This is a genomic window from Streptomyces sp. NPDC025618, assembly GCF_055558795.1.
The window spans coordinates 63789-88488 of the sequence record NZ_JBVHLW010000004.1 but is presented as its reverse complement, the minus strand read 5'-3'; the positions used below and the strand labels follow the sequence as shown (position 1 = coordinate 88488).

Genomic DNA, 24700 nt, shown 5'->3' with positions numbered 1-24700 from the left:
GAGGCTAGCCTCATTTCTGACGGAGCGTCAGATGAGCTGGAGGGCCGCCGTGGAACTGCCCCGCATCGTCAGCGTCGACGACCATGTGATCGAACCGGCCCACCTCTTCGCCTCCTGGCTCCCCGCCCGCTTCCACGACCGCGGCCCCCGCCCGCTCACCACCGGCATCGGCGAACTCGTCTACAAGGGCGGCAAGTACACCGTCTCCATGGACCCCGACGGCCGGCCCGCCGACTGGTGGGTCTACGAGGACCTCGCCTTCCCGTACAAGCGCAACATCGCCGCCGTCGGCTTCGAACGCGACGACATGACCCTGGAGGGCATCACCCGCGGGGAGATGCGCCCCGGCTGCTTCGACCCGGCGGAGCGCCTCAAGGACATGGACCTCAATCACGTGGAGGCGTCCCTGTGCTTCCCGACCTTCCCCCGCTTCTGCGGCCAGACCTTCGCGGAGGCCCATGACAAGGAGGTCGCGCTCGCCTGCGTGCGGGCCTACAACGACTGGATGGTCGAGGAGTGGTGCGGCGACAGCGGCGGCCGGCTCATCCCGCTCTGCCTCATCCCCCTGTGGGACGTCTCCCTCGCCGTCACCGAGATCCACCGCAACGCCGCCCGGGGCGTGCGCGCGGTGACCTTCAGCGAGATCCCCACCCACCTGGGCCTGCCCAGCATCCACTCCGGCTACTGGGACCCCTTCTTCGCCGCCTGCCAGGAGACGGACACCGTCGTCAACATGCACATCGGGTCGTCCTCGCAGATGCCCGCCGCATCGCCGGACGCCCCGGTCGCGGTGCAGGCGACCCTGTCCTTCAACAACGCCATGGCCTCGCTGGCCGACTTCCTCTTCAGCGGCGTACTGGTGCGCTTCCCGCGCCTCAAACTCGCCTACAGCGAGGGGCAGATGGGCTGGATCCCGTACGCCCTGGAGCGCGCGGACGACGTCTGGCGGGAACACCGCGCCTGGGGCGGAGTGCGCGACCTGATCCCCGAACCGCCCTCCAGCTATTACTACCGACAGGTCTTCTGTTGCTTCTTCCGCGACAAACACGGCATCGCGTCACTCGATGAGGTGGGCCGCGACAACGCCACCTTCGAGACCGACTACCCCCATGTCGACTCCACCTTCCCGCACACCAAGGACGTCGCGCTCGACCACGTCCGCGGTCTGGACGAGGAGACCGTCCACAAACTGATGCGCGGCAACGCCATCCGCATGCTCGGCCTCGACCTCGACCGGCCGGGCAGGTGAGGCGCGGTGGACATCGGCGCCACAGCGGAGGAGGAGGCATTCCGGCACCGGCTGCGCGCATGGCTGCGCGAAACGCTGCCGAAACTGCCGCCGCGGCCGCCGGCCACCGACTGGCCCGCGCGGCGCGCCCACGACTGCGCCTGGCAACGCGCCCTGTACGACGCCGGATACGCGGGACTGCACTGGCCTTCCGAGGCCGGTGGCCGCGGCGCCTCCCCCACACAGCACCTGATCTTCCTGGAGGAGACGGAGCGGGCCGGCGCGCCCTATGTGGGCGCCAACTTCGTCGGTCTGCTGCACGCGGGACCCACCATCGCCGCGGAGGGCGACGCCGCGCAGCGGGCCCGGTGGCTCCCGCCCATCCTGCGCGGCGAGGAGATCTGGTGTCAGGGCTTCTCGGAGCCCGAGGCAGGCTCCGACCTCGCCGCCCTGCGCACCCGCGCCGTCCGCGACGGTGACTCCTACGTCGTCACTGGCAGCAAGATCTGGACCTCGCACGCCGAGGTCGCCGACTGGTGCGAACTGCTCGTCCGTACCGACCCTTCGGCACCCCGGCACCGGGGCATCAGCTGGCTCGCCCTGCCGATGGACGCGCCCGGCGTGACCGTACGGCCCCTGCGGACCCTCGCCGGGTCCGACGAATTCGCCGAGGTCTTCCTCGACGGGGTGCGGGTGCCGGTCGCCAACCGGGTCGGCGCGGAGAACGACGGCTGGCGCGTCACCATGGTCACCCTCGCCTTCGAGCGCGGCACCGCCTTCGCGGGCGAGGTCATCGCCTGCCGCCGCACCCTCACCCGGCTCGCCCGCACGGCCCGCGCGAACGGCCGCTGGGACGACGCCGTGCTCCGCCGCCGCCTGGGGCGGCTCAACGCCGAGTTCGCGGCCCTGTGGCGGCTCATCCAGTGGAACGTGAGCGAGGCGGACCACGCGGCACGCACCGGCGGCAGCGGCGTGCCGGGCGAGACCGGTTCGGTCTTCAAGCTGCGCTACTCCGAAGCGCGCCAGGAGCTGTACGAGGCCGCGGCATCCGTCCTGGGCCCGCAGTCCCTGGACGCCGACCAGGCGTGGACCGCCGACCGGCTCTCCTCGCTCTCCTACACGATCGCCGCGGGCACCTCCCAGATCCAGCGGAACATCGTCGCCGAGCGCGTCCTCGGCCTGCCGAAGGCGCGGTGACCATGGACTTCCGGCTGACCGACGACCAGCGCGCCCTCCAGGCGGGAATGCGCACGCTCCTGGCGGCCCGGTACCCGCGCGAGAGGCTGCGGGCCGAAGTGGACGCTCCACACGGCCGGAGTGAGGCGCTGGGGGCCGACGAGGACGCCGGGGCCCCGGGGGCTCATGGGGCAGCGGAGCCTGCCGTGGACCGGCGGCTGTGGGCGGCGCTCGGGGAGGCCGGCTTCTTCGCGCTGCGGTTGCCCGAGGAGGACGGCGGGGCGGGCCTCGGACTCCCGGAAGCCGTACTCCTCTTCGAGGAAGCGGGGCGAGCCCTGCTGCCCGGCCCCCTGGCCGCCACCCAACTGGCCGCCGGCCTCGTGCCCGGCGCGGCCGACGGCACCCGGGTCGTCACCGCCCTGGACGGCTCCGGCGTCACCGCCCACCTCGCGTCCGCCGACGCCGTACTGCTGCTCACCGGCGACACCGCCCGGCTGCTGCCCGTGGCGGGCGGTAGGGGCCCGCGCGCCCTGGCGGCCGCCCCCTTCCGCTCCGTCGATCCGCTCACCCCCCTGCACCGGGTACGGGAACTGCCATCTCCCGCCCGCACGGCCGCCCTTGGCCCGGCGGCCGATGTCGCACGGCTGCGCTGTGAGGCGGCACTGCTGACGGCCGCGCAGCAACTCGGCAGCGCCCGCGCCACCCTCGCGCTCGCCGTCTCCCACGCGCGCCACCGCACCCAGTTCGGCCGCCCGGTCGGTTCCTTCCAGGCGGTGCAGCACCTGTGTGCCCAGATGCTCGTACGCACCGACCTCGCTCGCGCGGGCGTCTACGCCGCGTCATTGACGGAGGCCCAGGCCGAGATCATGGGCGCGAAGCTGCTTGCGGACAGTGCTGCTATCCGCAACGCCCGTGACTGTCTGCAAGTGCACGGTGGCCTGGGCTTCACATGGGAAGCCGACATTCATCTGCATCTCAAACGCGCCTGGGTAAGAGCCTGCCAGTGGCAGTCGACCGAAGAATCGGAGGAATTCCTTGCGAATGAACTGTTGATGGACGCCGCCCGAGAAAATGCGCCAGATGTTTGGTGGGACACCCTGGGTGAGGAAAATGTCCAGGCTTAATCGGCATGGGCGGAATGCCGGTCATGTCATAACTAACGGCTCGCAGAACGCCGATATCAGGCTGTGTCCTGTGCGTTACTCGTCACTGGGTGGAGTCGGTCCCGCCCTCGGGTACTCTCCCTTGGATGCGAGTGGTTCAGGGGCGCAACAAGTCGGGTGTTGTCCACGCGGCAACGCCGGGCGGGAAAATGTCCGGCGCTCGTCTCGGAACGGGGCCTGCGGCCCTCCGATGTTCGAGTCTTCGCAGCGCGCGTCGCACAGTATGCAGTACACATACTCCTTTGCGCCGGAATATGCCCGAAGCGCTTGTTGAGGTGACTGTGCGTCAACCATGCTGTCTCGGAGCGGGGTCACGTTCCGTGACCCCACGGAGACGCGAGGCGTTGTGTCCGCCGGTTCGGATGGTGTGAGCGGTGCAGGTGCTTCAGATGCAGATGGAAGTCCGGGCCGATCCCGCGGAGGTGGGACGGGCCCGCAGGTGGGCGAGGTCGCGACTGGCCGGCTCCGGCATAGGCGTCGATGAGCCCCTGGCGGAGACGCTGATCCTGCTCATCTCGGAGCTCGTCACCAACGCCGTGGTGCACACCGGCTGTCCGGCCGTGCTGCGCATGCTCTTCCCGGACGCCGCCGACACCTCCGGCCAGGCCGGGCTCTGTGCGGGCACCGTCCGCGTGGAGGTCGCGGACATCAGCGCCCGCCCGCCCCGCCCGCGACGCGCCGAGGGCGACGACACGGGCGGCCGGGGTCTGGAGCTGGTGGACGGCCTCGCCGACCGCTGGGGCTGGCAGCCCGAGGGTGCGGGCAAGCGCATCTGGTGCGAGGTCGACCGGGGGCGGGCCCCCTGGGTCGGCGCTTTCGAGTCGCCACGCGCCGTCACAAATCGGGCTTAGTCGACAAAGTCCAGACCAGGTGTTGACGTGAAGTGTCCACGTGATCACCCTTGGACGCAGCGATTCGTTGCGAGGGGACGTCGAGGGGCCCGTTCGTACTGGGCTGCTTGGCGAGTACGGGTCGCGGTCCGGCGCAAACAGGGCTTGCGCGCCGGAGCCGGCGGCGGCGTGCGGTGCCGTGCTCGGGGTGCGCATCGGTGCGCCGCCGCCCGCCCACTTCTTCGCGGGCGAGGGTGAGTTCCCCGGAGTCGCCCCGGTGATCGCTCCTGCGGGCCTCCTGCGGTTGCTCCAGCCGGGGGAAAATGGCCCGGCCGGGCCGAGGCGAAGCCGACCCGGCCGTCAGACGGTCGCGTCAGTCAGAGGGTCGCGTCAGTCTGAGGATCGCGTCAGTCAGAGGATCGCGACCGGAGCGACCGGCGAACCGGTCCCGCCCGTGAAGGGCTCCGGCGTCGCGGTGAGCAGGAAGGCGTAGCGCCCCTCTTCCGCGCATGCCCGCGACAGTTCCTCCAGGTTCCAGCTCTGCCCCTGCGGCATCCCCATCTCCACGAGGTCGAGCGCGTGCACCGGAAGCCAGAGCCCGGCGATCTCCGGCGGGATGATCTCGAAGGTCAGGGTGTCGTTGGCGACCGCCGCGACATCCCGGGCGTGGAACCACTCGGGTGTGCGGAACGACAGTCCGGGTGACGGATGGCCGTACGCCCGCCGGGAGCCCGCCAGATACATCTGGATCTGCCCCGTCCGCACCAGCACGACGTCCCCCGCCCGCACCCTGATCTCCGCGAGTTCCTCCGCGGCGTTCAGATCCTCCGGGCCGACGGCGTGCCCGGCGGCGAGCCGCTCGACTCCGTGGGCGCGGGCGACGTCGAGCAGGACCCCGCGCGAGACGATGTGCCGGACCTTCTCGATGCCGTGGTACGCCGCGCCCCCATGAGCCGTGATCGAGCTCGCCGGGCGGCCGTTGTAGATCTTGCCGCCGTGCGAGATGTGGGCGAGCCCGTCCCAGTGTGTCCCCGCCTGAAGGCCCATGGTCACGGCGTCGTCGCTGCTGGCGACGGCGCCTGCGCCGAACAGCTCCAGGTTGATCGAGACCATCGTGTGCAGGGGGTTGACCCTGCCGGGGATCAGTCCGGTCTGGATCCCCTCCTGCCGCAGCGGCACGGCCAGCGGGATGCGGCGGCCCGTGCGCACTGTCGACACGGCGTCGCGGACGACCTCGTTCGTGATCAGGTTGAGGGTCCCGATCTCGTCCTCTCTGCCCCAACGGCCCCAGTTGTTGACGCGCTTGGCCATGTCGTAGAACTCCGCCGGCAAAGACATGCGTCCCCTCCCCAGATCCGGGCCCCGCCGGGTCTTGTGTCCGGGCCCGCTCTGCTCAAAAATCTAACGGTCCGTCAGAAACGCGGAAGGGGTGCCGCATGGGTGACTTCCTGACCGGCAAGGTGATCGCCGTCACCGGCGCCGGCCGTGGCATCGGCCGTGCGGTCGCCCTGGCCTGCGCGGCCGAAGGAGCGAGCGTGGTCGTCAACGACTACGGCGTGTCCGTCGACGGCGCGGAACCGGCGAGCGAGGTCGCCGCCGCGGTGGTCAAGGAGATCGAGGCGGCGGGCGGCCGGGCGATCGCGCTCGCGGACGACGTGTCGACCATGGCGGGCGGCCAGAGGGTCGTCGAGACCGCGGTGGCCCGTTACGGCCGGCTCGACGGAGCCGTGTGCGCCGCGGGCATCCTCCGGGAACGGATGCTCTTCAATATGAGCGAGGAGGAGTGGGACCCGGTCATCGCCACCCACCTCAAGGGGACCTTCACCGTCTTCCGCGCCGCCTCCGCGCTCATGCGCCGCCAAGGGCACGGCGCGCTCGTCGGCTTCACCAGCGGCAACCATCAGGGCAGCGTGGCGCAGGCCAACTACTCCGCCGCCAAGGGCGGCATCATCTCGCTCGTCCGCAGCGCCGCCCTGGGGCTGCACAAATACGGCGTCACCGCCAACTGCGTGGCCCCCGTGGCCCGTACGCGGATGTCCGCCGGGGTGCCGATGGAGCTGACCGAGATCGGCGAACCCGAGGACGTCGCCACCATGGTGGTCTACCTCCTCAGCGACCGGGCGCGCGAGCACGGCATCACCGGACAGGTCTACACCGTGGCCGGTCCCAAGATCGCGGTCTGGGCCCAGCCGCGCGAACTGCGCGCCGCGTACGCCGACGGCGCCTGGACCCCGCAGAAGATCGCGGACCACCTCCCCGGCACCGTCGGCACCGACCCGATGCCGCTGCTCGCGAGGCTGGAGGCGATGGCCAAAGCTGCTGCCGCCCATGAGCGACCCAACGCCTGACCGCGTGCCGGGGGCGTGTGCCCCCAGGGTATGGCCGCCCCAGGGGCGCCATAGATCGCGGTCACCCATCGTCCTCGCGCCGAGTGAGCGCGGCAGGGCGCCGCAGGGAGAGGACAGAGTGTGGACTTCGCATTCGGGCCGGAGGACCAAGCCTTCCGGGAAGAGGCGCGCGGCTGGCTCGCCGGACACCTCGCATCCCACCCGGCCCCCTCGCCCCGGGCCTGGGAGCGTGAACTCGGGACCGGCGGCTGGATCGGCCTTGCCTGGGACACCTCTCACGGCGCCTACGGCAACCGCACCGCCGGCCTGACCGGACAGGTCGTCTGGGCCGAGGAGTACGCGCGGGCAGGGGCGCCCGCCCGCCTCGGCCACATGGGCGAGAACCTCCTCGCCCCCACGCTCCTCGCCCACGGCACCCCCGCCCAGCGCGGCCGGTTCCTGCCCGCCATCGCCCGGGGGGAAGCCATCTGGTGCCAGGGCTACAGCGAGCCCGGCGCCGGCTCGGACCTCGCCGCCCTCCGCACGTCCGCCGTCCTCACCGGCGCGGGCGGGACCTACCGCGTCACCGGACAGAAGACCTGGACCTCCCACGCCCATGAAGCGGACTGGTGCTTCCTGCTGGCTCGCACCACCGAAGGGGCGCGGCGGCACCACGGACTCTCCCTGCTGCTCATGCCGATGGACCAGCCCGGCCGGATCGAGGTCCGCCCGATCCGCGACATGTCGGGGGCCGCCCACTTCAACGAGGTGTTCTTCGACGGGGCCGAGGCCCGTGCCGAAGACCTCGTCGGCGGGGAGGGCAACGGCTGGCCGGTCGCGATGGACCTCCTCGGCCGGGAGCGCGGGCTGTCCACCCTCGCCCAGCAGATCGGCTTCGCCGCCGAGCTGGACGAACTCATCCGCCTCGCCCTGGAGACGGGTGCCGCAGCGGATCCGGTCACGCGCGACCGGATCGTACGGCACTGGGCCCGGTTGCAGACCATGCGCTGGAACGCCCTGCGCACCCTGGGGTCGTCCGGCGACCCCGGGGCCCCCTGCGTCGCGAAACTCCTGTGGGGCCGCTGGCACCAGGAACTCGGCGAACTGGCGATGGCGATCCGTGGCCCGGCCGCCACCCTGGGACCGGGCGCCTGGGATGCCGATCAACCTTATGAACTCGACTCTCTGCAACGCCTGTTCCTCTTCTCGCGTGCCGACACCATCTACGGCGGGTCGGACGAGATCCAGCGCACCGTCATCGCCGAGCGCGTGCTCGGCCTGCCGAAGGAGCCGCGTCCATGACGGCGTACGGACTGTGGATCGACGGCGCATGGCGCACGCCGGAAAAAGGGCACTATGCAGTTGTCAATCCGGCGACCGAAGAGGTCGTCGGGGAGGCCCCGGAGGCGACTCCCGCCGAAGTCGCCGATGCCGTGGCCGCCGCGCGGGCCGCTCAGGACGGCTGGTCCCGTACGGATCCGCGCGAGCGCGCGGCCGTTCTGGACCGGACAGCGGAACTGCTCGATGAACGTGCGAAGGAACTGATACCTCTCCTCCAGGCGGAGACGGGCGCGACGGTCCGCGTCGCGACGGCCTTGCAACTGCCCCCGGCGGTCGACCGGTTCCGCCGTTACGCGCGGGGCGCGCTCGAGCCGGGTGTCGTCCCGCTCGCGCCCTGCCCCGTCAAGGGGACCCCACTGGCTCCGGGCGGCCTGCTGGGCGCCGCCGCGGTCCGGCGCCCCGTGGGCGTCGTCTGCTGCATCACCTCCTACAACTTCCCGGTCGTCAATCTCGCGGGCAAGGTCGCGCCCGCCCTGGCCATGGGGAACGCGGTCGTCGCCAAGCCGGCGCCGCAGGACCCACTCTGCTGTCTCGCGCTGGGGCCGATCCTCAAGGAGGCGGGCCTTCCGGACGGCGTCTTCAACGTCGTCACCGGCTCGCACCCCGCCACGGGCGAGGCGCTCGTAGCCCATCCCGGTGTCGACATGGTCAGCTTCACCGGCTCCACCGCTGTCGGAAAGAAGATCGCCGAAGCCGCGGGGAGGTCGATGAAGCGCACCCTGATGGAGCTGGGCGGCAAGGGCGCGGCCATCGTCCTGGAGGATGCCGACGACAACGTGCTCAAGTCGGCGATCGGGGCGGTCGGTTCGGTCTGGTCGTTCCACAGCGGGCAGATCTGCACGGCGCCGACCCGGGTGCTCGTCCACCGGTCGTCGTACGAGAAGGCCGTCACCGGCCTCTCACATTACGCGCGGGCGCTGAAGATCGGGAGCCCTGTGGATAACTCCACGATCGTGGGCCCGTTGATCTCCGCCGCGCAGCGCGACCGCGTCGAGGCGTACATCGCCGGAGCCCGCGCGCAAGGTGCCCGCGTCGCGGTGGGCGGCGCCCGCCCCGGCCTCGACCGGGGCTTCTACGTCGCACCCACCTTGATCACGGACGCCACCCCGGACATGACCGTCGCCCGCGAGGAGTTGTTCGGGCCCGTCGTCGTGGCCCTTCCCTTCGAGGACGAGGACGAGGCCGTCCACATCGCCAACGGCACCTCGTACGGCCTCTACGACTACGTCTTCAGCGCCGACACCGGCCGCTCCTGGGCCCTCGCCGCCCGCCTGCGCTGCGGCAACGTCGGGATCAACACGCTCCAACGGCACCCCGAGACACCGTTCGGCGGCTTCAAGGAGAGCGGGGTCGGCCGGGACGGCGGCTCCTTCGGGCTGGACGCGTACAGCGAACTCCAGTCCGTCGTCTGGCCCGCCTGAGCCGCCCAGCCCGCCCCGCATCCCAGCCGCCGAGAGGACGGACCAGCCATGAGAGGTGTCATCTTCGACGGCGAGCGTGCCCGGGTCGTCGACGGCCTCGTCGTCCGCGGGCCGGGGCCCGGCGAGGTGCTCGTCGCCGTGTCCGCCGCCGGCCTCTGCCACAGCGATCTGTCCGTCATCGACGGCACCATCCCCTACCCCGTCCCGGCGGTGCTCGGGCACGAGGGGGCGGGAGTGGTGGAAGAGGTCGGCGTCGGGGTCACCCACGTGGCGCGCGGCGATCACGTCGCGCTCTCCACCCTCGCCAACTGCGGCGCGTGCGCCGAGTGCGACCGCGGCCGCCCGACCATGTGCCGCAGCTCGATCGGCATGCCCGGCAGGCCCTTCGCCCGGCGCGGGGGCAAGCTCTACCAGTTCGCGTCCTGCTCCGCCTTCGCCGAGCGGACGGTCGTCAAGGCGGTCCAGGCGGTCAGGATCCCCTCCGACGTGCCGCCGGCCTCGGCGGCCGTCATCGGGTGCGCCGTCGTGACCGGTGTGGGCGCGGTCCTCAACCGGGCCCGGGTCCGCCAGGGCGATTCCGTCGTCGTCATCGGAGCGGGCGGCGTCGGGCTGAACGTCCTCCAGGGAGCGCGCGTCGCCGGGGCCTCGGTCGTCGTCGCGATCGACGCGAACCCCGGGAAGGAGGGCGCGGCCCGGCAGTTCGGGGCCACGCACTTCGTCGATGCCTCCGCCACCGACGGCATCCGGGGGGCCGTGCGCGCGATCCTGCCCAGCGGCGCGGACCACGCCTTCGAATGCGTCGGGGACGTGGGCCTCGTACGGGAGGCGGTCGGTCTCCTCGACCGGCACGGTCAGGCGGTGCTGCTCGGGGTGCCGCCCGCGACCGCCGAGGCGTCCTTCCCCGTCTCGTCCCTCTATCTGGACAAGTCGATACTGGGCTGCCGTTACGGCTCGTCCCGTCCGCAGCGCGACATCGCCCTCTACGCCCGGCTGTACGCCGAAGGCCGTCTCCTGCTGGACGAACTGGTCACCGCGGCCTACCCGGTCGAGGGCTTCGCGAAGGCCGTCGACGACACCCTGGGCGGACGGGTGGCACGCGCCGTACTGACCTTCACCTGACCGCTGTCGCGCCACCGCCGGGCGGGCAGCGGGACCGGAGACGGATCAGCGGTGGGAGGCCTCCGGTGCCGTCCGGAACGTACGCCGGTACGCCGTCGGCGACACACCCAGCGCGGCCTGGAGATGCTGCCGCATGGACGCCGCCGTGCCGAATCCCGCGTCGCGCGCCACCTGGTCCACGGAGAGGTCGCTGTCCTCCAGCAGGTGCCGAGCCCGCTCCACCCGCTGCTGGGTCAGCCACTGCCCGGGGCTGATCCCGACCTCCTCCCGGAAGCGGCGCGTGAAGGTCCGTACGCTCATCGCCTCCTGCTCGGCCATGTCGCGCAGCTGGATGGGCTCGTGCAGCCGCCCCAGTGCCCACGCGCGCGCCGCCGTGGTCGTCGCGAACTGCGGCTCCGGCACGGGCCGGTGGATGTACTGCGCCTGGCCGCCGTCGCGGTGCGGAGGCACCACGCTGCGCCGGGCCACCTCGTTGGCCACCGCGGACCCGTGGTCGCGCCGCACGATGTGCAGGCACAGGTCGATGCCGGAGGCCACCCCCGCGGAGGTCAGCAGATCGCCGTCGTCGACGAACAGCACGTTGGCGTCCACCCGGACCGACGGGAACAGCCGCTGGAAGTGATCGGTGCTGCTCCAGTGGGTGGTGGCCGGCCGCCCGTCGAGGAGACCGGCGGCCGCCAGGATGAACGACCCGGTGCAGATGGACACCAGGCGTGTGCCCGGGCGTATGTGCGCGAGGGCGGCGGCCTGGGCGTCCTCGAGTCTGCCCTCGGTGTAGGGGAGGCCGGGCTCGTACGACGCGGGGATGACGACGGTGTCGGCCTCCGCGAGAGCCTCCGGGCCGCGCTCGACGGTGATGGAGAAGTCGGCGTCGGTCCGCACGGGGCCCGGTGCGAGCGCGCACGTCACCACCTCGTACAGCGGCTCGCCGGACGGCGTCCTCGCCTTGCCGAAGATGCGGTACGGGATGGAGAGCTCGAAGGGGATGACGCCCGTCAGGGCGAGCACCGCGACGCGGTGCGGCCGTCGGCCCGGGCGGCGGACCGTACGCCCGGCTTCGGTGGTCTGCGGCATGTCCATAGCGTCCCCCCACGTCCTTCCCGGGCGGGCTCCCGCCCTGCTCCGACCAGTCTGCGGCCGGCCACTGACAATCCCCGGCCCGCCTTCCACAAGGCTGCCGCAGACCTGCGGCCTACCGGACCACCGTGGCCCGATCCTTGCGAATACTGTCCTTCCGGCCACTCGTTCGTCTCCAGTATGCTCCCGATGCTGATGACGTGACCCAGACAACTCCTCGCCCCGCCCGTGCGGCGGAGCGCTCGCCGCGCGGCGAGCGGCGGGCCCGGATCCACCGCGCCTGGTTCGTCGCCCTCGTCACCTTCGTGACCATCATCGGAGCTGCCGGGTTCGCCTCCCTGCCCGGCCTGCTGATCGAACCGCTGCACGCGGAGTTCGGCTGGTCACGCGGCACCATCGGCTTCGCCGCCTCCGTCAACCTCGCCCTCTACGGGCTCACCGCGCCCTTCGCCGCGGCTCTCATGGACCGCTTCGGCATCCGCAGGGTCGTCGCCTGCGCCCTGACCGTGATCGCGGCGGGCGCGGGGCTGACCGTCTTCATGACAAAGAGCTGGCAGCTCGTCCTGTGCTGGGGTGTGCTCGTCGGCCTCGGCAGCGGCTCGATGGCTCTCGCTTTCGCGGCGACCGTCACGAACCGGTGGTTCGTCGCCCGGCGCGGCCTGGTCACCGGCATCCTCACCGCCGCGGGCGCCTCCGGGCAGTTGGTCTTCCTCCCGCTGCTCTCCTGGATCGTCGAACACCACGACTGGCGGCCCGCGGCGCTGATCGTAGCCGCCGCCGCGCTCGCCGTCGTCCCCTTCGTCTGGCTGCTGCTGCGCGACCACCCGGCGGACGTCGGCCTCGCCGCCTACGGGGCGCCGGAGTACACGCCGAAACCCGCGCCCGTCTCCGGTGCGGCCCGGCGTGCGGTGCGCGCTCTGGTGAAGGCGGCCCGCACCGGTCCCTTCTGGCTGCTCGCCGGCACCTTCGCGATCTGCGGCGCGTCCACGAACGGACTGGTCAAGACGCACTTCGTGCCCGCCGCCCACGATCACGGGATGCCGGTCACGGCGGCCGCCGGGCTGCTCGCGGTGGTCGGTGTCTTCGATGTCGTCGGGACGATCGCCTCCGGCTGGTTCACCGACCGGTTCGAGGCGCGCAGGCTGCTCGCCGTCTACTACGGGCTGCGGGGGGTCTCGCTGATGTTCCTGCCGATGCTGATGGCCCCGGCGGTGCACCTCCCGATGGTCTTCTTCATCGTCTTCTACGGGCTCGACTGGGTGGCCACCGTGCCGCCGACCATCGCCCTGTGCCGCGAGCACTACGGGGACGACAGCGCGATCGTCTTCGGCTGGGTGCTCGCCTCCCACCAGGTGGGTGCCGCCCTGGTCGCGTTCCTGGGCGGTGTGGCCCGCGACGCCCTCGGCTCGTACGACCTCGTCTGGTACGCCTCCGGAGCACTGTGCGCGGTGGCCGCGTTGATGGCTCTGGTCATCCGGAGGAGGCCGTCCCGCGTCCCGGCGGCCGCCCCCGCTGTGTGATCCCTCTTGCGATCCGTGTCCGCGGTCTTGCGCCGGTCACGGCCGCGAGGTGTTGTTGGCTCGTGTCTGTCGAAGACTTTCCGGCCCTCCGGAAGAGTGCGGCCGCGTCGGGCCTCATTCCGGTCAAGGCGGGCAATCGGTAAGAATGGTCCGCCGCGGCGCGTGCCGACGCGGTGTGCGTATGAGCCTCCTCGCCGGTGCGAGCCGGCAGTCCGGAGGGCAGTGCTGGTCACGGTCTGTGCGCGGAAGCAACCTCCCGGCCTCTGGGGGAATCTTTCTTGGGGAGAGGGGCGGTTATGACACAGCAGGCCGAGCCGGACGCCAAGCCGGCCGAGGCAGAGGTGGCAGCGGCACCCGAGCGGTCCGCTCGCGCGCCGAAGCGCGCGGTGCACGCGGACGGATTCGGCGCGGCGTTCTGCGCGTCGATGGCCGGTCTGTGCGCGGAGGCGGTGATCGGCGGGACGGTCGCCGTCCTGGTGATGCTCTCGCGCGAGCACGACGGGCTGCCGCACAACGTGGCCGTGATCATCGCGGCGGTCCTCGGCATCGCGTTCTTCGCCGTCCTCGTCAGCGGTTTCGTCACGGGCGTCGCGGTGATGCCCGCGCTGGGGCTCGCGCGGCGCGTGGCACGGCGCATGGGCAGGGCCGAGCGCCTGCGCCTGGATCTCGCCGCGGTGCCGGTGGTGGCGGCCCTGCTGGTGATCGCGTTCGGGGGTGTGGCGGCGCTCGGCAGCCACGCGTTCGCCCCCGCGCTGTCCTACGTCCTGTGGTGGGCCTGTCTCACCGCCGGGCTGCTGCCCGCCGCCTTCGTCGCGGCTGTCGCCGGCCGGCGCGTCCGCAAGGGCCGCCCCAGGGGCCTGGTCCGCAGGATCGCGCGCGACGGGGCACTCGCGTGGCTGGCGGTCGCCGTGGTGGGCGCGGGGGTCTACGGCACCGGCCTGGTGAAGGTGTACGAGCCGCCGCAGCTGCACAAGTCGGACCTGGCCGGCACCTGGACCGACGGCCACGGCGGCACGGTCAAGTTCGACTCGGACGGCGGTGCCGTCGCTCAGGGGCTCGACAACTACGTCTGGGACGAGACGGGCAAGGACCGGCCGAAGGACTGCGACGGCTCGGGGAACTGGAAGCCTCTCCGGGAGAACGGCAAGATCGAAAGCGTGGTCCTGCGCATCAAGTCCTGCGAGCTCAGCCGCGACTGGAGCGTCGGCGGCACGCAGAAGAAGCCGCGGATCTACCACGAGATCGGCAAGCCCGGCTCCGGCAAGCGCTATGTGCTGACGAAGGTGGCCGGGCACAAGAAGTAGCCCGGCTGGGCGCCCTCAGGGGGTGAACGTCCCGAGCGTGCCCCTGTGGAAGAGCAGCGGCCGCGCCCCGGCCGCGCCCGCGCCCGCTCCGAGTGCCTCGACGCTCCCGACGACGATCAGGTGGTCCCCGCCGGTGTGCACGGCGTGAACCGCGCAGTCGACCCATGCCGGGACGTCCGCGAGGCGGGGTGAACCGGTCGCGGGGGACGGCTCGTGCCGTACGCCCGCGAACTTGTCGGCCGTCCGCGCGCCGCTGACCGCGAAGGCCCGGCAGAGCTCTTCCTGGTCCGCGCCGAGGATGTTGACGCAGAAGACGCCGGCGCGGGCGATGCGCGGCCAGGTGGAGGACGTACGGGCCACCATGAAGACGACCAGCGGCGGGTCGAGGGAGAGGGAGGCGAAGGACTGGCAGGAGAAGCCCGCGGGCGGTTCGCCGTCCCGCCCCGGCGCCGTGACCACCGTGACGCCGCTGGCGAAGTGGCCGAGTACGCGCCGGAATTCGTCCGGGGCTGGCGGAATCGGCTCGTCCGCTCGTACGGCCCGCAGTTCCGGTCGCGGCATGGGATCGACGCGCGGCGGCTCCGGGCGGGGCGGGAGGGCGGGCCCCGGTGGTGCGGAGGTCGGCGCTCCGGTCGACCGCAGATATCGCACGGCGGCAGCCGCCATGCCCGCGTGTCCCATCATGGCTCCATTGAAACTGACGGAGAGTCAGCTTGGAAGGGCCGGGTGGGCGCTAACGGCCCCTGAAGCGCGGGGCGCGCCGTTCCGCGAAGCTCGCCAGGCCCTCCCGGGCGTCCGCCGTCGTCATGTTGATCTCCTGCGCGGTGGCCTCCGCGGTGAAGGCCGCCGCCCGGTCGGCGTCGAGGGAGGCATTGATCAGCTGCTTGGTCAGGGCGAGGGCGCGGGTCGGTCCGGCGGCCAGCCGCTCCGCCCAGGCGTGAGCCGTCCCGGCCAGTTCGCCGTCGGGCACCACCCGGTTCACCAGCCCCAGCCGTTCCGCCTCTTCGGCGGAGAGGGCGTCACCGAAGAACATCAGCTCCTTCGCGCGCCGTGGGCCCACGAGCCGCGGGAGGAGATAGGCGCCGCCCCCGTCGGGGACCAGGCCGCGGCGCACGAACACCTCGATGAACTGCGCCGATTCGCCCGCCAGGACAAGATCACAGGCCAGCGCGAGGTGTGCGCCGAGCCCGGCGGCGACGCCGTTCACGGCGGCGATCACAGGCTTCTCGCAGTCCAGGACCGCGCCGATCAGCCGCTGCGCGCCGCGCTGGATCAGGCGGGCGACATCGCCCGGTACGGGCCCGCCGGGCCGGGGCCGGGAAGTCGGGCGAAGATCAGCCCCGGCGCAGAAGGCCCGGCCCGTCGCGGTGACGACGACGGCTCGCACGGCCGGGTCGGCGGAAGCGTCAAAAAATCTTGAAATCAGTTGTTCTCGCAGGTCAGCGGTGATGGCGTGGAGAGCTTTGGGACGATTGAGCGTGATCCGCAGGACTCCGTTGTCAGTGGCGTGGAGTATCACTGAGGCATCGGAGCGGACGGGCCCGGGGGGCTCGGTGGGTCCGTCCGCTCCGGGAGTGTCGTCGGACGTTTCACGGGGGGAGACGGGCATGGGGAAGCTCCTGGTTCTCAGGGTCGCCGCGGGCGGCTCAGCGGCAGAAGGCCAGCGCGTCCAGGGCCACCGCGCCCTGGCCGCGGTCCAGCACCACGAGGGGGTTGATGTCGAGCTCGGCGAGCTCGCCGTCCAGCTCCAGAGCCATGCGCTGCACGCGCAGGACGGTCTCCACGAGCGCGTCCACGTCGGCCGGGGGCGCTCCCCGGACCCCGTCCAGCAGGGTGCTGCCGCGCAGTTCGCCGAGCATCGCGCGGGCCCGGCCCTCGTCGAACGGCGGTACGCCCACCGCGATGTCGCGCATCACCTCGACCAGCACCCCGCCCAGCCCCACCGTCACGGTGGGGCCGAAGAGCGGGTCCGGCGAGATCCCGACCGCCATCTCCACGCCGTGCCCGACGAGTTGGCAGACGAGGACGCCGTCCAGGGGCAGGCCCTCGTAGCGGGCGATGTCGGTCAGCTCGCGGTAGGCGTCGCGGACCTGGCTCGCCGAGGTCAGGCCGATCTTCACCAGGCCCAGCTCCGTCTTGTGGGCGAGCTGGGGGCCCGACGCCTTCATCACCACGGGGTAGCCCACCAGCCCGGCGGCCCGAACGGCAGCGGCGGCGCTGGTCACCAGCTGTTCCCGGGGCACGCGGATGCCGTACGCGCGCAGGAGCTGCTTCGCCGCGTGCTCGCTGAGCTGTTCGCCCGGCCGCATGAGGGCCTGTGCCTTGCGGGCGGAGGGGGAGAGGGCGCGGGGGGCGTCCTCGAACGGGGAGCGGTAGTGGGCGACGAAGCGGTGGTGGTCGAGATAGGCGCGCACGGCGGTGACACAGTTGGCGAAGGTGCGGAAGGTGGCCACGCGGGAGGAGCCGAGGAGCACTTCGCGGTAGGCGTCCTCGGTGCCCACCGGGGAGCCCCAGACCACGCAGACGAGCTTGTCGGTCTCCTCCGCGGCCGCCACCAGGTCGCGTACGAGGGTGTCGCTCATGGGTGGGAAGGGGCCGGGGATCGGGCAGATGAGCACGCCGACGGAAGGGTCGTCGAGGACGGCGTCGATGATCTTGCGGCCGCGCCAGTCGCCGACGGGGTGGCCGCCGCTGTCGACGGGGTTGGAGACGGAGAGGTAGTCCGGGATCCACTGGTGGAGCTCGTGCTGCTTCGCGGCGGGGAGGACGGGGAGGTCGAGGCCGGCCGCGGTGGCCAGGTCGGCGAAGTGGGCGCCCGTGCCGCCGGATATCGAATAGACGGCGACCCCGGTGGCCCGTGGCGGCCGGGCGCGGGCGAGCAGGGCCGAGGTGTCCTGGAGCTCGTCGAGACCGTTCACGCGGATCACGCCGAACTGCCGCATCGCCGCGTCCACCACGTCGTCGGCGCCGGTCAGCTTGCCGGTGTGGGAGGCGGCCGTGCGGGCACCGGTCTCGGTGCGGCCGACCTTGACGGTGACGACGGGCACCTTGTGCCGGGCCGCCCGGTCGGCGGCCAGCAGGAAGGAGCGGCCGTCCTTGAGCCCTTCCATATACGCGGCGATGGCTCCGACCTCCGGCCGGGTGGCGAAGTAGGAGATGAAGTCCGCGCACTCCAGGTCGGCCTCGTTGCCGGTCGGGGCCCAGTGCGAGAGCCGGACGCCGATTTCCTGGAGGGAGAAGACGGGGCGGCCCTGGTGGCCTGACTGGGTCACCAGGGCGATCGCCGGGCCGTCGAGGTCGGTGCGGAAGCGCTCGAAGGCGTTGAGGTTGGTGTTCGGGCCGAGCAGCCGGACTCCTGCCCGCCGCGCCGCGGCCGCGAGCCGGGCCTGGGCGGCGGCGCCTTCCGGTCCGGTCTCCGCGAAGCCGGAGGCGAACGCGACGGCGAATGCCGCCTTGCTGTCCGTGGAGTCCGTTCCGGAGGCGGCCAGTTGATCGATGACGGGAAGGGGGTCACCCACGAGAAGGACTGCGAGATCGATCCGCTCGGGCAGCTCGGCGACGGACGGATGACAGGGGCGGCCGAAGACGCTCCCGCGGGTCGGGTGCACGGGGTGCAGGCGGGCGCCGACCCGGTCGGCCCAGGCGATGAGCTGCCGGGTGATGCCGGTGTTGGGCCGGCCCTCCGCGTCCGAGGCGCCGACGACGGCGACGGTCTCGGGCCGGAAGAAGCGGTCCAGGTCGGGCACGTCCGAGCGCAGGGGGCGCCCGCTGACATCGAGGTCCTCGGCGCCGTCGGCCAGGCCATGGACGGCGGGGCTCCGGTGTTCGCCGCAGGCCGCCACGCGGGCCGGGCGGGAGGTGGTGGTGAGGGTGCCGTGAGTCGATCCAAGCATCGTTCTCGTCCACTCCTGCTCAAGGGCCGACGGGCTGACGTAAGTTCAGGCTACCGATCTGACGTCACGTCAGGAAAGATGTGCGAAATGGCCCGGGGCGGCCCGAGGGGCATCAAGTGCCGGGGAAGGCGGGGAAGTTGAGCGGTTGGAGGCTGAGGTGCGCAACGATGTGCCCGCGGTGGACGCGTTCACGAGGCCCTACTGGGACGCCGCCGCGCGGGGCCGGTTGCTCATACGCCGCTGCCGCGCCCCGGAGTGCGGCAGAGCGCATCACCACCCACGGGAGATCTGTCCGCGCTGCTGGAGCGAGGACGTCGTCTGGGAGGAGGCGTCCGGCCGCGCCACGCTCTACACATGGTCGGTCGTCCGCGTGAACGACCTTCCGCCGTTCGGCGAGCGGCTGCCGTACGTGGCCGCCGTCGTGGATCTCTCGGAGGGGCCGCGCATGACGACCGAGATCGTCGACTGCCCCGAACACCGGCTGCGGATCGGCATGGACCTGCGGGTGATGTTCCGCGCGGTGCCCGAATCCCCGCTGAAGCTCCCTGTATTCCGCCCGCGTTGAATGCCGGACATGAAGGAATCGAAGGCATCGGCCCCTGCCCGGATCGGTGAGTTCGACCTCCTGCTGCGCCCGTGGGAGGACGGGGATCTCGATGCCGTGCTGCGGGGAATAGCGGACCCTGAGTTCCGGCGCTGGAACGCCATCACCGCGCCGCCACCGGACGAAGAGGGCGCGCGGGCCTTCCTGGGGCGTTGTACGGACGGGTGGCAGCAGGGCGATTCGGTGGGGTTCGCGGTCACCGCCCAGGCGGAGGGCCCGGATACCGTCGTGGGCAGCGTCGGCCTGTCCATGATCGACCACATTCGGCGCAGCGCCCGGGTCAGTTACTGGATCCTGCCCGAGTTCCGCGGCCGGGGCTATGCCTCCAGGGCCCTGGAGGCCCTGACGCGGTGGGCGTTCCATGAGCAGCCGCGGCTGTACCGGCTGGAGCTGGGGCACGCGCTCGGCCATGACGCCTCGTGCCGGGTGGCCGAACGGTGCGCGTACGGCCTCGAAGGCACACTGCGAGGTGCTTTGCCGGGCAGTGACGGAGGGATGTGGGACATCCATCTCCACGCCCGGCTCGCCACCGACCCGGAGCCCGGCCTCACGGCCAGAGGAGCTCGGTGACCCAGCGGCCTCCCCGGCCGCGGCGGTAGCGCAGGCGCACGTGGCGGCGGCGGTCGTCGCCCTGGAAGAACTCGACCTCGTCCGCCTCCAGGACGTACAGCGTCCAGCTGTCCACCGGCGCGTCGGGCTCGCGCAGGGCCCGTTCCCAGGCGGCGTCCGAGGCGCGTTCCAGCTCGGCGAGGGAGGGCAGCGGCTCGCTCTGCCGGCCCACCAGCGCGGCCGCCAGGGCGCCGGGGGAGCGCTTGGCCAGGTCGGCCCGGCTCTCCTGGGGGCTCGCGGCCGTCACGGTGCCCAGCACCCGTACCTGACGGCCGACCGCGGGCCAGTAGAAGCCCAGCGCCGCCTCGGGCCGGGCGGCCAGCTCCCGGCCCTTGCGGCTCGTACGGTGGGTGGCGAAGTGCCAGCCGCGCGCGTCCGCGTCGTGGAGCATGACGGTCCGCACGCACGGCGTGCCGTGCGCGTCGGCGGTCGCCAGGGTCATCGTGTGCGGCTCGGGTGTCCCGGCCTCGGCGGCCTCGCGCAGCCACTGCTGGAAGAGGGGCAAGGGGTCGGCGGGGGCCTGGGCGGGGTCGAAGTGCGGCAGCTCGGTGTCCCACACCCGCAGGGAGCGCAGCAGCTCGCGGAAGGAATCCTGGCGGCTGTCGGCCGTTTCGTCGCTCATGGCATCCATCCAACCCGCTGCGGGCGATTCGTTCGACCCTGTTGTTCCGACCCTGTGGTGCGGCGGGGAGCCGGGGGATGGGGGCCGGGGGCAGTCGCGCGCTTGAGTTCGGTGCAGGCCGGTCGCGCCTGCGGCGGGCTTTCCCTCTACCCGCCCCTTCCCGGAACTGGGGAGGCGCCCAGAACCCCAACCGCGCTGACGCGCGGTGTTCTCAGGCTCCCCCAGCTCACGCTGGGAGGCGCTGCCGGACGGGCTGGGACCAGCCCGTCCGGCGTTCTGAGGACCGGCGTTCTGAGGACCGGGGTCTGAGGAACTCCCACGCGGCGGAGCCGCGAGAGACGGAGCCGAGAAGGCGAGACCGCGACGCAAGCCCCCCGCGGGCGCAACCGGACCGCACCGCACTCAGTCGCGTGCCAGGACCAGCGTCCCTGAGGAGCAGAACCAGCCGCCCGTGCCCGAGACGACGGCCAGCTGGGGGAGGGTGCCGTCGCGTCGCCGCACCTGGCGGCCCTCCTCGGCCTCGCCCCTGAGCTGGCGTACGGCCTCGACCAGGAGGAAGAGGCCCCGCATGCCGGGGTGACAGGCGGACAGCCCGCCGCCGTCGGTGTTGACCGGCAGCCCGCCGCAGGTCGTCAGCCGGCCCCCCGCCACGAACGCGCCGCCTTCGCCTTTCGCGCAGAAGCCCAGGTCCTCCAGCGTCACCAGGGTCATATAGGTGAACGCGTCGTACAGCTCGGCCAGATCGATCTCCTGGGGGGTGACGCCGGCGCGCTGGAAGGCGAGCCGCCCGGAGGCCGCGGCCGGGGAGACCGTGAAGTCGTCCCACTCCGACAACGTGGAGTGAGAGAGCGCGGTTCCGGCTCCCAACACCCACACGGGTGACTTCGCCATGCCGGCCACGTACTCCTCCGCCGCGAGGAGCACGGCGCAGCCGCCGTCGGACCGTATGCAGCACTGGAGTTTGGTGAAGGGGTCGGCGATCACCGGTCCGCCGAGCACGTCGTCGGCCGTGATCGGATCGCGGTACATGGCGTGGGGGTTGAAAAAGGCGTTGGCGCGGGTTTGAACCGCGACGTCGGCAAACTGTTCAAGCGTGGTCCCGTACTGATGCATGTGGCGACGTGCGGCCATCGCGTACTTGGCGATGAGCGTGTGCCCGTACGGCGCTTCGAACTGTGCGGGTCCCCGGCTGCCGAAGGAGAGGGCCGCGGTGCGGCGGCCCGCCTTCAGGTCGGCGCGGGCGGTGGAGCCGTAGACGAGCAGGACCGCGTTCGCGTGGCCCAGGGCGATGGCGTCGGCCGCGTGCGCGGCCATGACCTCCCAGGTCGCTCCTCCGACGCCGGTCGAGTCGGCCCACAGCGGCCGCAGCCCCAGATAGTCCGCGATCTCCGTGGGGGCGAGCGTGCCCAGCCCGGCGGAGGCGAGTCCGTCGACGGCGTCCCGGCCGAGGCCGGAGTCGGCGAGGGCGCGGCGGGCGGCCTGGGCGTGCAGGGCGTACGCGGTGGCGTGGTCGACACGGCCGCAGTCCGAGAGGGAGACACCGACGACGGCTACCTTGCGCGGGCGGTCCGGGCTCATAGATCTGACGGTACATCAGATCTGCTCTGGGAAAGTGTGGTTGCCCTGCCTACCATGACGGCCCTTCGGCTTCGGAAGGAGTCCGCCATGGATGCCGCGTTGAGCGACGAGCAGAACGAGATCCGGCGCACCCTGCGCGAGCTGCTGCTCAAACGCTGCGGGCCGGAAGAGGTCAGGGCGGCGGTCCGTACGGCGACCGGTTACGACGAGGCCCTGTGGGCGCTTCTCGCGGAGCGGCCGGGGCTGCCCGGCCTGGCGGTGGAGGCGCGCTACGGCGGAGCGGGCTGCGGGCCCACGGAGGCGGCCCTGGCCGCCGAGGAGGCGGGCCGGGTGCTGCTGCCGTCCCCGCTGCTGGCCACCGCCGGACTGGTGGCACCGCTCGTCGCGGCGCTCGGCACGGAGGCGCAGCGCGCGGAGCTGCTGCCGTCCCTGGCCGACGGTGAGCTGACGGGAGCGCTGGTACTGCCGGGCGGCCACCTGACGGCCGCGCTCGGGCTGACCGGGGCGAACGACGGGCAGTGGGCCGGAGGCGGCCGGGCGGGCGGCATCCAGGCGCGGCCGGCCGCCGGCGGCACGGGCTGGCGGCTGTACGGCGAGGCGGCACAGGTGCTCGACGGGCACAGCGCGGGCCTGCTGCTCGTCGCGGCCCACGCGGGCGGGTACGCGCGCGGCAGGACGCTCCTGTTCGCCCTTCGGCCGCAGGGAGCGCGGGGCGTGACCCGTACCCGGCTGACCGCCTTGGACGAGACGCGGTCGCAGGCCCGCGTCGAACTGCGCGATGCCGCGGCCGAACTCCTGGGGCCGGCAGGGGAGGATGCCGATGTGCCGGGCGCGCTCGCCCGGCTGAGCGGCAGTGTGGCGGCGGCTGTCGCGGCGGAAGCCGTGGGAGCGGCGGACCGGGCGCTGGAGCGGACGGTCGAGTACGTGTGTTCCCGCGAACAGTTCGGCAGGCCGATCGGATCCTTCCAGGCGGTCAAGCACCGGCTGGCCGACCTCCACGTGGTGGTGCAGACGGCACGTTCGGCCGCGTACTACGCGGCCTGGGCCGCCGGGGAGCGGCCGTCGGCGGCCGTCGGAGGGCTCGCGCTCGCTCAGGCGCTGGAGGCGCAGCGCATGACCGCGGCGGAGGCCGTCCAGCTGCACGGCGGCATCGGGGTCACGTGGGAGCACGATGTGCAGCTGTACTTCAAGAGGGCCGCTTCGGACGAGTTGCTGTTCGGGCCCGTGCACAGGCTGCGGGAACGCGCCGCGGAGCGAGCCGGGCTGTTTGCCGCCCGGAGCGGACGGGAAGCCGTGGCGCTATGACTGCCACTGTGGAGCGAGTGGTGCAGAGAGTTTCCTCGACCCGTGCGTTCGCGTGGATCGCGCCGCACATCGTGCCGGCGCTGGATCGGGCGGTGCACCGGTTGTCGGGTGGGAAGTCGATGCTCAGCGCGCGTCTGCTGCCGAGCGTCGTCCTCACGTCGACGGGCGCGCGGACGGGACAGCGGCGGCGGACTCCGCTCGCCTGCATGCGGGAAGGCGATCCGGCGAGCGCCTGGGTGCTGATCGGCAGCAATTTCGGCAGGCCCGGTCACCCTGCCTGGACGGCGAATCTGCTGGCGCACCCCGACGCGGAGATCAGCTGGCGGGGGCGGGACATCCCGGTGCGGGCACGGCTGCTGAGCGGCACGGAGCGTGCGGCCGCGTGGGCGGCGGTGGTGAGGTTCTGGCCTCCGTACGCGCGCTACCAGGCGCGCGTGGAACGGGAGATCCGGCTGTTCCGGCTGGAGCGGCGTTAGGCCGTGCCGTCGTCCCCGCCGGAGGCGAGGAGGTCGTTTCCGCCGGAGGCGGGGAAGAGGTGGGGGATGTCACTGCGGCGGGCCGCTCCGGCCCGAGCCGGGAGTGGCCCGCCGCTGCGATGACAGGACGTGCGAGGCGCGGACGTGCTACTTGGCCGGCTTCTTGCCGGTGATGCCCAGGTGCACGAGCAGCGCGAGGTTCGGCTTGAGCTCGGCCTGCTTCACGCCCCAGCTCTGGAAGCCCTTCTGATGCGAGGCCACGGCGGCGAGCATGGCGACGAGCGAGCCGGCGACGGCGGCCGGGCTGACGTCCTTGTCCACCTTGCCCTTGGACTGGAGCTCCTTGACGGAGTCCGTCAGGGAGTTGGTGACGGCGTTGAGGATCTTCATGCGGATCTTGTAGAACCGCTTGTCGCCCTCGGCCGCCCCGAGATCGACGACGCGCAGGATGGCGTCGTGCTTGCGCCAGAAGCCGAGGAAGCCGTCGACCAGCTCCTCGGCTGCCTGCCAGCCGGACTTGCCGACCCAGGAGCGCCCGGCGACGAGATCGGTCAGGCTCGCGCCCTCCTTCGCCATCTCCTCCGCGATCTCCAGGACGGCGCCTTCGACGTCCGGGAAATACTGGTAGAAGGTGGCGGGCGAGGTGCCGGCCTTACGCGCGACGTCGATCACCTTCACGTCGCGGTACGGCGAGGAGCTGAGCATTTCACTGAGGCAGTCGAGCAGCTTCTGCCGCGTCGCCTGTCCGCGTCGTCCGGCCACGCGGCCGTCGACGGTGCGTACTTGTCCTGTCATGCCGTCAGCTTACCGAGGGGTGATCGGAGCGCGATCCGGCCGCATGCAAATGGGGGGAGGGGTGCGAGGTGGTACGTAAGGCCAGCTCAGGCGGCATGTGAGGGTCGCCGCGGGCGGCGGAGCGGATTGGCCCGTACCGGTGAATCGTCCTATCGACAGGCTGTGGACAAGGCCGCCCGGGGCGCTCTTCGCACAGTTATCCACAGGCCGCGTGGAAACCGCGATACCCCGATAACGTTGCGGTCGGAACACCTCGCGGAGCGGCGGACGCGCCTCGCGGCGGCTACGCGGAGTGACGGGACGGAAGTGGGG

Annotated in this window: 22 protein-coding genes; 14 read left to right on the top strand and 8 right to left on the bottom strand. The window is 72.2% G+C overall.

Annotated features, from left to right (window positions below):
* The first annotated feature begins 31 nt into the window (after positions 1-31).
* From ACZ4A5_RS05935 to ACZ4A5_RS05920, 4 genes are all read left to right on the top strand, one after another.
* Entirely contained in the window at positions 32-1249 is a 1218-nt protein-coding gene (locus ACZ4A5_RS05935) for an amidohydrolase family protein (RefSeq protein WP_467578849.1), read from the top strand.
* A gap of 6 nt (positions 1250-1255) precedes the next feature.
* Positions 1256-2425 (top strand): acyl-CoA dehydrogenase, encoded by a 1170-nt coding sequence (locus ACZ4A5_RS05930; protein ID WP_467578847.1) that lies wholly within the window; start codon positions 1256-1258, stop codon positions 2423-2425.
* A 2-nt stretch (positions 2426-2427) separates the two neighbouring features.
* Positions 2428-3528, top strand: a complete 1101-nt coding sequence (locus ACZ4A5_RS05925) for an acyl-CoA dehydrogenase family protein (RefSeq protein ID WP_467578845.1) — start codon at positions 2428-2430, stop codon at positions 3526-3528.
* Positions 3529-3941: 413 nt separating this feature from the next.
* Positions 3942-4418: an ATP-binding protein gene (locus ACZ4A5_RS05920; RefSeq protein WP_361527614.1), complete on the top strand. Its 477-nt coding sequence runs from the start codon at positions 3942-3944 to the stop codon at positions 4416-4418.
* Positions 4419-4808: 390 nt separating this feature from the next.
* Here ACZ4A5_RS05920 and ACZ4A5_RS05915 read toward each other — a convergent pair whose 3' ends face one another.
* Positions 4809-5735, bottom strand: a complete 927-nt coding sequence (locus tag ACZ4A5_RS05915; RefSeq protein WP_467578842.1) for a cyclase family protein — start codon at positions 5733-5735, stop codon at positions 4809-4811.
* A gap of 98 nt (positions 5736-5833) precedes the next feature.
* On the opposite strand from ACZ4A5_RS05915, the gene ACZ4A5_RS05910 reads away from it, so the two are divergent.
* From ACZ4A5_RS05910 to ACZ4A5_RS05895, 4 genes are all read left to right on the top strand, one after another.
* Entirely contained in the window at positions 5834-6745 is a 912-nt protein-coding gene (locus ACZ4A5_RS05910) for an SDR family oxidoreductase (RefSeq protein WP_467578840.1), read from the top strand.
* 120 nt (positions 6746-6865) lie between these two features.
* Complete coding sequence (locus ACZ4A5_RS05905; protein WP_467578838.1) at positions 6866-8026, top strand: acyl-CoA dehydrogenase family protein; 1161 nt, start codon at positions 6866-6868, stop codon at positions 8024-8026.
* Complete coding sequence (locus ACZ4A5_RS05900; protein WP_467578836.1) at positions 8023-9486, top strand: aldehyde dehydrogenase family protein; 1464 nt, start codon at positions 8023-8025, stop codon at positions 9484-9486. Before ACZ4A5_RS05905 ends, ACZ4A5_RS05900 begins: the two co-directional genes overlap by 4 nt.
* Positions 9487-9534: 48 nt before the next feature.
* The gene (locus ACZ4A5_RS05895) at positions 9535-10605 is read left to right on the top strand and encodes an alcohol dehydrogenase catalytic domain-containing protein (RefSeq protein WP_467578834.1); all 1071 of its coding nucleotides are present in this window, start codon (positions 9535-9537) and stop codon (positions 10603-10605) included.
* Between the two features lie 45 nt (positions 10606-10650).
* Here ACZ4A5_RS05895 and ACZ4A5_RS05890 read toward each other — a convergent pair whose 3' ends face one another.
* On the bottom strand, positions 10651-11679 hold the full coding sequence (locus ACZ4A5_RS05890; protein ID WP_467578832.1) for a GlxA family transcriptional regulator: 1029 nt from the start codon (positions 11677-11679) through the stop codon (positions 10651-10653).
* 203 nt (positions 11680-11882) lie between these two features.
* Here ACZ4A5_RS05890 and ACZ4A5_RS05885 point away from each other — a divergent pair, with 203 nt between their 5' ends.
* Both ACZ4A5_RS05885 and ACZ4A5_RS05880 read left to right on the top strand, forming a co-directional pair.
* Positions 11883-13202 (top strand): MFS transporter, encoded by a 1320-nt coding sequence (locus ACZ4A5_RS05885; RefSeq protein WP_467578830.1) that lies wholly within the window; start codon positions 11883-11885, stop codon positions 13200-13202.
* A 296-nt stretch (positions 13203-13498) separates the two neighbouring features.
* Positions 13499-14506: a hypothetical protein gene (locus ACZ4A5_RS05880; RefSeq protein WP_467578828.1), complete on the top strand. Its 1008-nt coding sequence runs from the start codon at positions 13499-13501 to the stop codon at positions 14504-14506.
* 15 nt (positions 14507-14521) lie between these two features.
* On the opposite strand, the gene ACZ4A5_RS05875 is transcribed toward ACZ4A5_RS05880, so the two are convergent.
* From ACZ4A5_RS05875 to ACZ4A5_RS05865, 3 genes are read right to left on the bottom strand one after another with little or no spacing between them, the layout of a single operon-like run.
* The gene (locus ACZ4A5_RS05875) at positions 14522-15190 is read right to left on the bottom strand and encodes a flavin reductase family protein (RefSeq protein WP_467578826.1); all 669 of its coding nucleotides are present in this window, start codon (positions 15188-15190) and stop codon (positions 14522-14524) included.
* 49 nt (positions 15191-15239) lie between these two features.
* Positions 15240-16115, bottom strand: coding sequence for an enoyl-CoA hydratase/isomerase family protein (locus ACZ4A5_RS05870; RefSeq protein ID WP_467578824.1), 876 nt, complete (start codon positions 16113-16115; stop codon positions 15240-15242).
* A 37-nt stretch (positions 16116-16152) separates the two neighbouring features.
* Positions 16153-18399 (bottom strand): acetate--CoA ligase family protein, encoded by a 2247-nt coding sequence (locus tag ACZ4A5_RS05865; protein WP_467578822.1) that lies wholly within the window; start codon positions 18397-18399, stop codon positions 16153-16155.
* A gap of 157 nt (positions 18400-18556) precedes the next feature.
* Between ACZ4A5_RS05865 and ACZ4A5_RS05860 the strand changes: the two genes are divergently transcribed.
* Together ACZ4A5_RS05860 and ACZ4A5_RS05855 are read left to right on the top strand one after the other, a co-directional pair.
* Positions 18557-18964 carry a Zn-ribbon domain-containing OB-fold protein gene (locus tag ACZ4A5_RS05860; RefSeq protein WP_467578820.1) on the top strand — a complete coding sequence of 136 codons (408 nt, stop codon included), beginning with the start codon at positions 18557-18559 and terminating at the stop codon, positions 18962-18964.
* A 9-nt stretch (positions 18965-18973) separates the two neighbouring features.
* The gene (locus tag ACZ4A5_RS05855; RefSeq protein ID WP_467578818.1) at positions 18974-19573 is read left to right on the top strand and encodes a GNAT family N-acetyltransferase; all 600 of its coding nucleotides are present in this window, start codon (positions 18974-18976) and stop codon (positions 19571-19573) included.
* Here the strand turns inward: ACZ4A5_RS05855 and ACZ4A5_RS05850 are convergent.
* Complete coding sequence (locus ACZ4A5_RS05850) at positions 19551-20234, bottom strand: pyridoxine/pyridoxamine 5'-phosphate oxidase (protein WP_467578816.1); 684 nt, start codon at positions 20232-20234, stop codon at positions 19551-19553. The genes ACZ4A5_RS05855 and ACZ4A5_RS05850 overlap by 23 nt on opposite strands.
* Positions 20235-20636: 402 nt before the next feature.
* Positions 20637-21812, bottom strand: coding sequence for a thiolase C-terminal domain-containing protein (locus ACZ4A5_RS05845; protein ID WP_467578814.1), 1176 nt, complete (start codon positions 21810-21812; stop codon positions 20637-20639).
* Positions 21813-21899: 87 nt separating this feature from the next.
* Between ACZ4A5_RS05845 and ACZ4A5_RS05840 the strand changes: the two genes are divergently transcribed.
* The gene (locus tag ACZ4A5_RS05840) at positions 21900-23117 is read left to right on the top strand and encodes an acyl-CoA dehydrogenase family protein (protein WP_467578812.1); all 1218 of its coding nucleotides are present in this window, start codon (positions 21900-21902) and stop codon (positions 23115-23117) included.
* Positions 23114-23593: a nitroreductase family deazaflavin-dependent oxidoreductase gene (locus ACZ4A5_RS05835; protein WP_467578810.1), complete on the top strand. Its 480-nt coding sequence runs from the start codon at positions 23114-23116 to the stop codon at positions 23591-23593. Before ACZ4A5_RS05840 ends, ACZ4A5_RS05835 begins: the two co-directional genes overlap by 4 nt.
* A gap of 147 nt (positions 23594-23740) precedes the next feature.
* On the opposite strand, the gene ACZ4A5_RS05830 is transcribed toward ACZ4A5_RS05835, so the two are convergent.
* Positions 23741-24388 (bottom strand): TetR family transcriptional regulator, encoded by a 648-nt coding sequence (locus tag ACZ4A5_RS05830; protein ID WP_361527648.1) that lies wholly within the window; start codon positions 24386-24388, stop codon positions 23741-23743.
* Between the last annotated feature and the right edge of the window lie 312 nt (positions 24389-24700).